The sequence below is a fragment of the Cupriavidus sp. 2SB genome (assembly GCF_005503625.1).
GTDB lineage: Bacteria > Pseudomonadota > Gammaproteobacteria > Burkholderiales > Burkholderiaceae > Cupriavidus.
The window spans coordinates 1-11,113 of record NZ_SCMX01000130.1 but is presented as its reverse complement, the minus strand read 5'-3'; the positions used below and the strand labels follow the sequence as shown (position 1 = coordinate 11,113).

General features: G+C 63.5%; 9 protein-coding genes. 7 read left to right on the top strand and 2 right to left on the bottom strand.

Annotated elements, in window-relative coordinates; genetic code table 11:
• Positions 1-483: 483 nt before the first annotated feature.
• Positions 484-1,395 carry a LysR family transcriptional regulator gene (locus FFS21_RS30945; protein WP_137928490.1) on the bottom strand — a complete coding sequence of 304 codons (912 nt, stop codon included), beginning with the start codon at positions 1,393-1,395 and terminating at the stop codon, positions 484-486.
• A 274-nt stretch (positions 1,396-1,669) separates the two neighbouring features.
• Here FFS21_RS30945 and FFS21_RS30940 point away from each other — a divergent pair, with 274 nt between their 5' ends.
• The 6 genes from FFS21_RS30940 (at position 1,670) to FFS21_RS30915 (ending at position 9,941) form a co-directional block, all read left to right on the top strand.
• Positions 1,670-4,702 carry a xanthine dehydrogenase family protein molybdopterin-binding subunit gene (locus FFS21_RS30940; protein ID WP_137928489.1) on the top strand — a complete coding sequence of 1,011 codons (3,033 nt, stop codon included), beginning with the start codon at positions 1,670-1,672 and terminating at the stop codon, positions 4,700-4,702.
• Positions 4,699-5,514 carry an FAD binding domain-containing protein gene (locus tag FFS21_RS30935; protein WP_137928488.1) on the top strand — a complete coding sequence of 272 codons (816 nt, stop codon included), beginning with the start codon at positions 4,699-4,701 and terminating at the stop codon, positions 5,512-5,514. The genes FFS21_RS30940 and FFS21_RS30935 overlap by 4 nt, the downstream gene beginning before the upstream one ends.
• Positions 5,511-6,089, top strand: a complete 579-nt coding sequence (locus FFS21_RS30930) for a (2Fe-2S)-binding protein (protein WP_137928487.1) — start codon at positions 5,511-5,513, stop codon at positions 6,087-6,089. The genes FFS21_RS30935 and FFS21_RS30930 overlap by 4 nt, the downstream gene beginning before the upstream one ends.
• Positions 6,082-7,635 (top strand): AMP-binding protein, encoded by a 1,554-nt coding sequence (locus tag FFS21_RS30925; RefSeq protein ID WP_137928486.1) that lies wholly within the window; start codon positions 6,082-6,084, stop codon positions 7,633-7,635. The genes FFS21_RS30930 and FFS21_RS30925 overlap by 8 nt, the downstream gene beginning before the upstream one ends.
• A gap of 4 nt (positions 7,636-7,639) precedes the next feature.
• Positions 7,640-8,455, top strand: a complete 816-nt coding sequence (locus FFS21_RS30920) for an enoyl-CoA hydratase/isomerase family protein (protein ID WP_137928485.1) — start codon at positions 7,640-7,642, stop codon at positions 8,453-8,455.
• 127 nt (positions 8,456-8,582) lie between these two features.
• Positions 8,583-9,941, top strand: coding sequence for an MFS transporter (locus FFS21_RS30915; RefSeq protein WP_137928484.1), 1,359 nt, complete (start codon positions 8,583-8,585; stop codon positions 9,939-9,941).
• Positions 9,942-10,126: 185 nt separating this feature from the next.
• Here FFS21_RS30915 and FFS21_RS30910 read toward each other — a convergent pair whose 3' ends face one another.
• The gene (locus FFS21_RS30910) at positions 10,127-10,492 is read right to left on the bottom strand and encodes a DUF2750 domain-containing protein (RefSeq protein ID WP_137928483.1); all 366 of its coding nucleotides are present in this window, start codon (positions 10,490-10,492) and stop codon (positions 10,127-10,129) included.
• A 401-nt stretch (positions 10,493-10,893) separates the two neighbouring features.
• Between FFS21_RS30910 and FFS21_RS32770 the strand changes: the two genes are divergently transcribed.
• Positions 10,894-11,025 (top strand): hypothetical protein, encoded by a 132-nt coding sequence (locus tag FFS21_RS32770; protein ID WP_283205161.1) that lies wholly within the window; start codon positions 10,894-10,896, stop codon positions 11,023-11,025.
• Positions 11,026-11,113: the final 88 nt, after the last annotated feature.

Below are 11,113 nucleotides of genomic sequence, written 5' to 3'. Positions count from 1 at the left end.
GGGCATGGTGGCCTTCGGGGTGGCCGCCTGGCTAGCCATCTTGAGCATAGTCCACGGGAAGCCGGCGCGCCTAGCGCGGTGCACGCCGGCGCGCTATGCTGGAAGCGGGTCGGCCGAGGGCTCGCCCGACCGTACCACTCGTGCGCCGTCAACCGTACCAGCACGCGGTGCGGGGCAAAGCTAAGGGTTTGATTTTGTGAATGTTTGGAGAACCGAGGGAGAATCGCACAATCTGCGCAGAATCCCTCCGTCTCCGCCAGTACATCTGTATAGGCGGCGAAACCCCGGAAGATCGCGGTCTTCCGGGGTTTTTGTTTTTTGGAGCGGGTTTCCGCGACGCGTATCTGTGGACTTGGGCAACCAGTGGGAAGCCCCGCGCCGCTCGGCGCGGGCACAGCGGAGTTCCGAACCCATCCCCGTCGAGAGCATGCCCTTGCCTCTTGGCAGGCCCGCGAAGGAACACCTGGCCTCATGCGCGCGGCGCTATTTGGACTCAGGCACGCCGCATACGCGTTTGATTTCCTCTGTGACGATGGAAATCAACGCTTCGGTTGCAGTACTGAGTGGCCTGAGTGGATGGCTGACGCAAACGAGATGGCGGACAATGCGCGGCGCGACGATGGTGTGCATGCGCAGCCTGCCGTCATCCACCGCACGTTGCACGATAATGCGCGGAAGCACTGTGACAAAACGCGTGGCTTCCACGAACCGCACGATGGTGCCGAGAATATCGATCTCGAACTTGGGGGAAAGCGTGACGTCCTGGGCCTGCGTGGCGGTGTCGAGCACCACGCGCAGGCCGTGCCGCTTGGTGGGTAGCACGAGTTCCAGGGCGGGGAGCCTTGCCATCTCCACGGATTCCGGCAGCACCGGGCCGTGACTGGCACTTGCCACCAGCACCATTTCTTCGTCGTGCATGGGCAGCACCTGGAGCGACGGGCGGCCGCGCTGCAAATGAAGCACGGCTGCATCGAGTTGGCCTGCGGCAACCAGATCCATCAGCGCCGCACTCATGCCGTCCGCAACGGACACCTCCACGTTCGGATATCGCTGGTTGAAACGTGCCAGCGAATCCACCAGCACGCTCTCGGTCTCCGAGGCCACCATGCCAATGGTGATGTGCCCCGCCATCTGTTCTTCGCGCTGCATCATCTGCTGCCGGGCGCCGGCAATGTCACGCATGATCGGCAGGAACAGGCGATACATCATGCGGCCCGCTGGCGTGGGGACCATGCCATGTGGAATGCGCTCGAACAACTTCTGATCGAACTCTTCTTCGAGTCGGGCAATCTGCATGCTCAGTGCCGGCTGCACGATATTCAGGCGCTTGGCCGCGCGGGTCACCGACCCATCTTCGAACAAGGCAAAGAAGTACTGAATCTGTTTAAGGTCCATTGCCGATATCATTCATTATTTGGTGAATACATCAATATTTATGATGACGCGCGCTAGCGAAAAATATAGACGCGCTTGCGGCGATGCGCCGTGGCCGCCTATTTCCAGGCTTTGGGAATGTCTCAAAGCATATGTTCTTCATATCATATGAAATGATGGACTGAATCAAAAAACAATATTAGTCGTTATATCGCAATCTCTCTAATCTCCGTCTGACGTTGCACGGTTCCAGTGGCCCATCGGCCCGGAGCTGACCCGCAGACTGGAGTAGCAAATGAAGAGATTCGATGCTGGCGACATGACCGGCACGGCACAGGAGACACAGGCGTTATCGCCGGCACGGCACGTTGGCCGGCCGATGGAGCGCCTTGAAGACCCCGCCATCCTGAGTGGCAGGGGCCGGTTTGCCGATGACCTCGGCGTTCGGCCCGGCACCTTGCACGCTGCGGTACTGCGCTCGCCTCATGCGCATGCCGAACTGGGCGTCATCGACGCCGCTGCCGCACTCAAGGCGCCGGGTGTGCGTGCCATCCTGACCGGCGCCGATCTTCCCGCCTGGTCCCGGCCCTTCGTGGTCGGCGTGAAGTTGCCCATGGAGCAATGGGCGCTTGCCATGGACCGTGTCCGATACGTCGGGGAGCCGGTGGCAGTTGTCGTGGCGGAAAGTCGCGCGCTGGCAGAAGACGCGCTTGACCTGATGAGAGTGGAGTACAGGGTGCTGCCCCCGCTGGTTTCCATCGAGGCCGCAGCGTCCGAGGACGCACCGGTGCTCCATCCCAAGCTCGACAGCAACATCGTCAGCGATCGTCATTTCCGTTATGGGGAGCCGGAGGCCGCATTCCAGGCAGCGCCGCACCGCGTATCGTTGACGGCCCACTACCCACGCAGCACCTGCACGCCGATCGAATGCGGGGTGGTTGTTGCCGAACATCTGCCGGGTAACGAAGGCTACCAGGTGACATCGAACTTCATGGGGCCGTTCTCCCTGCACGCCGTGATGGCGATGGCGTTGGGCGTGCAGGCCAATCGCCTGCGCCATGTGGCGCCGCGCGACTCAGGCGGCAGCTTCGGCGTCAAGCAGGCGGTGTTTCCTTATGTCGTCCTGATGTGTCTGGCCTCGCGCAAGGCAGGGGCACCGGTGAAGTGGGTGGAAGATCGTCTCGAACATCTGACGGCGGCCACCTCTGCAACGGCTCGGCTGTCTACGTTGGAAGCAGCAGTCGAGGCAGATGGCCGCATCGTCGCGCTGTCGTATGACCAGCTTGAAGATTGCGGCGGTTACCTGCGTGCGCCGGAACCCGCCACGTTCTATCGCATGCACGGCCTGCTGACGGGCGCCTATGCGATTCCAAACCTGTTGGTGCGCAACCGCGTGGTCTTGACCAACAAGACGCCGACCGGCCTCGTGCGCGGTTTCGGAGGGCCGCAGGTGTACTTTGCACTGGAACGTTTGATCCAGCGGATCGCCGTGGAACTCGGTCTGGACCCGCTCGATGTCTATCGTCGAAACTTTGTTCCGGCCGATGCGTTTCCCTATCACGCGGCAGCGGGCGCGCTGCTCGATTCCGGCAACTACCCACTGGCGATGTCTCGCGCGCTGGAAGCTGGTGGCTACGACGAACTGAAATCGCGACGGGATGCCGCGCGTGCGGACGGCAGGTTGTACGGCATCGGGTTTGCAGCCATTGTCGAGCCCTCGGTGTCCAACATGGGCTACATCACCACGGCCACCCCGGTGGAGGCCCGTCGCAAGGCCGGTCCGAAGAATGGTGCCATTGCCAGCGCGACGGTCAGCGTGGACCTGCTTGGCGGCGTGGTGGTGACCATCGCATCCACCCCGGCAGGCCAGGGACACATGACGGTCTGCGCACAGGTGGTGGCCGACGTGCTGGGCGTTGACCCGAACGATGTCGTCGTCAACGTCGAATTCGATACCCACAAGGATGCTTGGTCGGTCGCGGCCGGCAACTACTCCAGCCGTTTCGCCGGTGCCGTCGCCGGCACCGTGCATCTGGCGGCTATGCGGGTACGCGAGAAGCTGGCGCGCATCGTCGCCTCCCAACTGGGTTGCGAGCCTGCCGATATCGACTTTGCCGATGGCCGCATTCAACGCAACGGTGCTCCCGATACTGCCGTGCCGTTCGCACGCGCAGCCAGCAATGCGCCGCACTGGTCGCCGCAGTTGTTGCCGGCAGGCGAGGAGCCAGGTCTTCGCGAAACGGTCTTCTGGTCTCCGCCCAACCTCGATGCGCCGGACGAACAGGATCGCGTCAATACTTCCGCCTGCTATGGCTTTGTTTTCGACCTTTGCGGTGTGGAGATCGATCGGGCGACTGGACGCGTTCGCATTGACCGCTATGTCACCGCGCACGACGCCGGCAAGCTACTCAACCCGGCACTGGCCGATGGGCAGATCCGCGGCGCGTTCGCGCAGGGGCTTGGCGCGGCACTGATGGAAGAGCTGCGGTATGGCGCCGATGGCAGCTTCCAGTCCGGCACGCTGGCGGACTATCTGATGCCCACCACCTGCGAAGTGCCTGACCCGCTGATCGTCCATCTGGAAACACCGAGCCCTTTCACACCTCTCGGTGCAAAGGGCCTGGGCGAAGGCAACAACATGAGCACGCCGCCGTGCATCGCCAACGCGGTGGCGGATGCGCTCGGCGTGAGCGATATACGCCTGCCGCTCGTACCCGCCAAGGTGATGTCGATGATCGGCTTCGACGATCCGCCGCCGTCGACGCCCGCGCTGGCCGAAGCATCTGGAGACGCCCCGGCAAATGGCAGAGGCGGAGAGCGTGGCAAGGCACTGACCGCGCACGGCTCGGTAGATCTGGATGCAACGCCGGAGGCCATCTTTGCCGTCCTGCTGGACCCGGTCGCGCTCGCCAACGTCGTGCCGGGGTGCCACGCTCTCACGCGCATCGGCGACAACCGCTATCGCGCTGACGTAACCGTAGGGATCGGCATGATCAAGGCGCGCTATGAAGCCGAGATCGCGCTGTCGGACCTGCAGCCACCCCATCGGCTGCGTCTCGAAGGGGCGGGTCTGTCGTCGCTGGGAAGTGCGCGCGGAGCAGGGCTGGTCGAGTTGGCACCACATGGCTCTGGCACGCGGCTGACGTACGACTACGAGGCCGAGGTATCCGGGAAAGTCGCCGCAGTCGGCGGCCGCATGCTTGAAGGTGCCGCCAAGGTGGTGCTGCGCCAGTTGTTCGAATCGCTCGGCCGGCAAGCCAGTGGCAAGCCAACCTCCAGGCCAGGCTGGATCACGCGCCTGCTGGTGCGACTGGGAGTGCGCAAATGAAGCCCGCAGCATTCGATTACCTGCGTGCCGAAACGACGGAGCATGCGCTGCAAGCACTGGCCTCGGGCGACGACGGAGTGCGCGTGATGGCAGGCGGACAGTCGCTGATGGCCGTGCTGAACATGCGTTTGTCGCAGCCGCAACTGCTCGTGGATATCTCGCGTACCACGGAGCTGGACACCGTGCGTGTCGAGGACGGAAAGCTCGTGGTGGGTGCAGCCGCCACGCAGGGCCGCGTGGAATGGCGGCCGTCCTTGATGGACGAGGTTCCGTTGCTCGCCATGGCCTTTCCGCACATCTCTCATTTCCAGATTCGCAATCGCGGCACGGTGTGCGGCTCCATCGCGCACGCCGATCCGAGCGCCGAACTGCCGCTCGTGCTGACCGCGCTGGGTGGCGAGGTTGTACTGCGTTCGCAGCGCCGCCGCCGCGTGCTGCCCGCGTCCGATTTCTTCCAAGGGATGCTGATGACATGCCGTGAGCCGGACGAACTGGTCGAGGCGGTCCGCTTTCCGCTGCGGAAGCCGGGCGCGCGATATGGCTTCTCCGAGTTCTCGGCGCGGCATGGTGATTTTGCCTTGGTCGCTTGCGCTGCCGTGGTCACTGACGACGCCATCGCGCTCGCAGTGGGTGGCGTATCGGACCGGCCCGTGCTGGAGACATGGCCGCGCCTGCATGGCAAGGCGCTGCTGGATGCGATCAACGACTTTAGCTGGAAGCTGGGCGCGCAGGACGACGCCCATATCAGCGCGCAGTACCGCCGGCATCTGGTGCGGCAGTTGGGCATGCGCGTAATCGAGGAGGCAAGATGAGCAAGACCCCCAAGGCCGCACCGGTGAGTGCGTTCCCGGTGATGCGGCGTGACGAGCGCCACAACATCACCTTGATCCTGAATGGCGCGAACAGGACAGGCCAGTGCGAATCGCGCGAACTGTTGTCCGATTTCCTGCGTCACGGACTCGGTGCCACCGGCACCCATGTGGGCTGCGAGCACGGCGTCTGCGGTGCCTGCACGGTTCGCGTCGATGGTGTGGCCGCGCGTTCGTGTCTGATGCTGGCCGTTCAGGCCGATGGCCGTGACATCGAGACTGTCGAAGGACTCGGGTCCGACGCAGGTCTGGGCGATTTGCAGGCAGCATTCCGGCGCCATCACGCGCTGCAGTGCGGCTTCTGCACCGCGGGCATCCTGATGTCATGCGCGGACTACCTGGAACGCGTGCCGCAGCCAACCGAGGCACAGGTTCGCGACATGCTGTCCGGCCACCTGTGCCGCTGCACCGGATACACGCCGATTGTCGCCGCCGTGCTCGACGTGGCGGCCAGCCGTGCGCAAGCGCGCCAGAGCGAGAGCGCCCGATCCGCCGCCGGGGAGCCTTGCCATGCTTGATCTCGGTCGGACCTTTCTGCAAAGCGTGGAGCGGAGTCCTCGCGCACTTGCCATCGTCGACGGCGAGTTGATGCTGACCTACGAGCAGTGGCTGGCGCGCATCCGCTGCGTGGCCGCCGGCCTGCTGGATATGGGCCTGCACCCCGGCGATCGCATCGTCACGCTGTTGCAGAACCGCTGGGAGATGGCGACGCTGCATTGGGCATGCCAGTTCGCGGGCATCGTCATCGTGCCGCTGAACTGGCGCGCCAAGCCGGATGAACTGGACTACTGCCTGCGTGATGCCGCCGTGAAGGCGCTGGTGTACGAACCGGTGAGCGCCGATGCCGTGCTGGACTGCGATGGCGCGGGCGATATTCCCTGCATTGGTCTGGACGATGCACCCGGCGGCTCGCTCTCATTCGACCTGCTTCTGGGCGCGACGCCCCATGGCGAGGGCGCGCTGGCCGAAGCCGGCGATGTATCGCTCATGCTGTACACCTCCGGCACCACCGGGAGACCCAAGGGCGTGCCGCGCCGCCACCGGCAGGAACGTGCAGCAGCGTTGGCGCACGTCGCGCAGAACCTGTACCGGCATGGCGAACGGACCCTCGGCGTCATGCCGCTGTATCACACGATGGGTGTGCGCTCGCTGCTGGCCATGGCGTTGGTCGACGGGCTGTTTGTCTGCGTGCGGCGATGGAATGCGTCGCAGGCGCTGCGGGCAATTACCACGCATCGGGTGAGTTGTCTCTATCTGGTGCCTACGCTCTACCACGACCTGCTGGCGGACCCGGCCTTCGCGGGCACGGACGTGCGCACCGTCACGAAGCTCGGTTTCGCTGGCGCCGCCATGAACGATGGGCTCCTGAACCGGCTGGAAGACGCGTTCCGGCCAGAACTCTTCGTCAATCACTATGGGTCCTCCGAGGTCTATACCTGCAGCATCCACCAGGACGCACCGCGCAAGCCCGGCAGTGCCGGCCGTGCTGGCCTGAACACGCGGCTGCGCATTGCCCGGCTCGACGCTGACTCGCCAGAAGATGTTGTGGCAACCGGCGAGGAAGGCCAGATCATTGCCGACCTGCGCGGCGACGAAGCGTTCGAGGGTTACTGGAACCGCGACGACGCCAATGCGAAATCCCTGCGCGACGGCTGGTATTTCACTGGCGACATTGGCTACTTCGATGCCGATGGCGACCTGTACGTTACCGGTCGCGTGGACGACATGATCATCAGCGGCGGCGAGAACATCTCGCCCGCCGACATCGAATCGGTGCTGTCGCTGCACCCAGGCGTCGATGAGGTAGCCGTGGCTGGCGTGCCCGATGCGCGCTGGGGACAGAAGGTGGTGGCATTCGTCAAGCCACGGGGCGCGGTGGATGCCCAGGCACTGGACGACTACTGCCGCGGTTCCGATCTCGTCAACTTCAAGCGTCCGCGCGGCTACGTGTTTGTCTATGACATCCCGAAATCGCCCGTCGGCAAGTTCCTGCGCCGCAAGCTGTCGGCGGGCGAGTACCACGCCATTTCATCCCTTCCCTATAGCGATCCCATCACGGAGTAACGACATGACCCAGGAATTCCGATTGATTCATCCCGACCAGCAGCGCCTGCAGGAACTCGATGGCTTCTCCGTCACGATCGATCCCGCGCGCGAACGCGCGGACATCGTCCTGCACCGTCCCCCATACAACGTGATCTCGATGGCTGCACGCGACCAGTTGCGGGCCGCATTCGAGGCGCTGGATGCCGATGACCGGGTGCGAGTCATCGTGCTGCGGGGAGAGGGCCGGCACTTCTCCAGCGGTGGTGACATCCGCGGCTTCCTCGAAGCCTCGCCCGAGCATGTATCGAAGCTCGCGTGGAATGTGGCTGCGCCCACGCGTTGCGGCAAGCCGGTGATTGCAGCCAACCGTGGCTACTGTTTCGGCGTGGGCTTCGAGTTGTCGCTGGCTTGCGATTTCCGCATCGCCACCAACACCACGGAATACGCACTGCCGGAGCAGAAGCTCGGACAGATTCCGGGTTCGGGAGGCTCCGCACGGCTTCAAAAAATGGTGGGGGTGGGCCGCACGAAAGACATCGTCATGCGCTCGCGCCGCATCCGCGGCCAGCAGGCATACGAATGGGGCATTGCAGTGGACTGCGTCGCAGATGCCGAGTTGGAGGCCGCTACGGATGCGCTGGTCGACGAACTGCGCGCCTTCTCGCCGCTGGCGCAACGAACCGCCAAGAAGCTCCTGAACGATACCGAGGACGCGCCGCTGTCCATCGCCATCGAACTGGAAGGGCATTGCTACAGCCGGTTGCGCAGTTCGGAAGACTTCCGCGAAGGCGTCGAGGCGTTCCACGCCAAGCGCAAGGCCGAGTTCAGCGGACGCTGATCGTACGCCGTCGGCCCCCTTCGGCCCCCCTTCGGGGCGCGCATCGATCGATAACGAGGGAAGGCGACGCTCCACGCGAGTGTCGCCCGCGCTCGTCAAAGAAAACTAGAAACACAAGGAGACAAAGATGAAAGTGCTGGCAAACCAGGCGGTGCCGTCGGACGGCGCGCAAAGTGCGGCGCCAGTGGCCGCAAGTAACAGGCAGGTGCTGGGTGCAGTGACGGCATCCTGCATGGGTTGGGCGCTTGATCTGTTCGACCTGTTCATTCTCTTGTTCGTGGCCCCGGTGATCGGCAAGCTGTTCTTTCCGTCTGAACAGGCGATGCTCTCGCTCGCTGCCGTGTATGCGTCGTTTGCCGTCACGCTGCTGATGCGGCCGCTCGGCTCGGCGATCTTCGGCGCCTACGCGGATCGCAATGGCCGCAAGGGTGCGATGGTCGTGGCCGTGACGGGTGTGGGCCTGTCCACGGCCGCGTTCGGATTGCTCCCCACCGTCAACCAGATTGGCATGTTCGCGCCGGTCTTGTTCATTCTGCTGCGGCTCATACAGGGTGTCTTCGTTGGAGGCGTGGTGGCTTCCACCCATACCATCGGCACGGAATCGGTGCCACCGTCGTGGCGCGGCGCGGTGTCCGGCCTGGTGGGAGGCGGCGGCGCGGGCATTGGTGCGTTGCTGGCTTCCGTCACGTACATGGCAATGACGGCGCTTTTTCCTGGCGACGCCTTTGACGCATGGGGATGGCGTTGCATGTTCTTCGCCGGCATTCTCAGCTCCGTGCTGGGTCTTGTGATCTTCAACTCGCTGGAGGAATCGCCGCTGTGGAAGCAACTGCAGGCCGCGAAGAAATCCAGTGGGCAGCCAACGCAGGCGCATCCGCTGCGGACGCTTTTCTCTCGTGAGTACCGTGGCATTCTGCTCGCCAACATCCTGTTGACCGTGGGCGGTGGCAGTGCGTACTACCTGACATCCGGTTACCTTCCCACCTTCCTCAAGGTGGTGGTCAAGGCATCGCCTGGCGAGTCTTCCGCCATTCTGATGGCGAGCAGCCTCGGTGTGATCGTGGCGTCGGTAGCGGCGGGGCATTTCAGCACGCTGGTGGGGCGCAAGAAAGCGTTCCTGGTGATCGGCTTCGCCAGCCTGATTCTGATGCCGATGCTCTATCAGTGGATGGCTGCCGCGCCAACCTCGACGATGCGCGGCGTCTATGCCGTGGCGCTTTCGATGCTGGGGTGCGCGGGTTTCGCGCCCATCCTGATCTTCCTGAACGAGCGGTTTCCCACCAGCATCCGTGCGTCCGGTACCGGTCTGTCCTGGAACATCGGCTTCGCCATTGGCGGGATGATGCCCACGCTTGCCTCGCTTTCTGCCCGCACGCCAGCAGATCTTCCGCTGACCCTCAGCATTTTCCTCGGGGTCGTCACGCTGATTTATTTGGCGGGCGCCGTCATCGTGCCGGAGACACTGGGTCGCCTTGGCGAGAAATAGGTACGGCCCGTCGTTCCGGGAATCGTTCCGCGATGTATGGGACGGCGCGATGATCCATGTACTTCGCTGATGAGCCGTCCATACGCGGAACGATGAATGTCCCAGATTGGCCGGCACGCGCGTGATCGACGCCGCCCGCTGACATGCCCGGGCCAGACGGCAAGAGCCGACCCCTTAGCGAATGTTCAAGTTAGCGCTGAGTTGCGCAGTGCTTCCACGTTTCTCGCAAGATCACTGGGCAGGATGTCAAAGCCGATTGCCCGGGAGCCAGACCAATTGATGCCCGCGAGCAGTTCGTCGCGAGTGAGTCCCGGAATCCAACGTTCCCGAAAATCGTTCCACGAGATGGCAACCGGGCGGAAGCCGTGATACGCAGCGACGCCTCCAATCACCACCAGCGCTCTTGATTCGCTCGACCAAAACGGCATGGCCCGCCTGCCGGTGAAGGTGAGCGGTGCTGGAAAACCATTGTCGTCGCGGATAGACCAAATCACTCCCGACTCAGCGATCTCGCGATAGAAGGCGGAAGCTTGGGACGCGGCAGTACTCATTTCGGCTTTACGGTCATCTGCTGTGCCTAGGATATTGCCAGATCGGTCAGCAGCGGTTGTTGGATCTGCTCCCGTCGACATCGTCGAGCAGTTCGGGTCGCATGCGCATTCTAGTGATACCCAACTTTGGGCTGAAGAGGGGGGCGAAACTCGGCGAGAGGAACGGACGCAGGGTCTTCCACGTGCGATACCACGTAGCTGGCCAGCGCCCCGCACATGATGTAGCGATTGTTTTCCAATGCCTGCAGATATCGGTGCCGACGCGCGTCGGAGCGCCGGCCCTTACAGCGTGCCCGGCTTGCCGTGAGACGACGTGATGTCAAGCAGGCGACGGTCTCTGATCGGAGTGTCGTTCATTTCGGCAAGGACCCCGCGCCTATTGGGATGCAACGGTAAAGGAGATGAAGAAGCCTTTCGGTGCGCCGCTGAAGGATGAGGACGTCGAGCCCATCGTGGACTACCTCGTCAAGACATATGGTGCGGAGGCGAAGAAGACGGCAGCCAGGGGGGCGTCTGCAGCCACCCCGCACTAATACGGTAGCCAGATCGCGTGGCTACTCAAGATAAAAATCCTTGCCTGGACGAGGCGCGCAGAACAGCGCGGCCTCGTTCTCCACGATG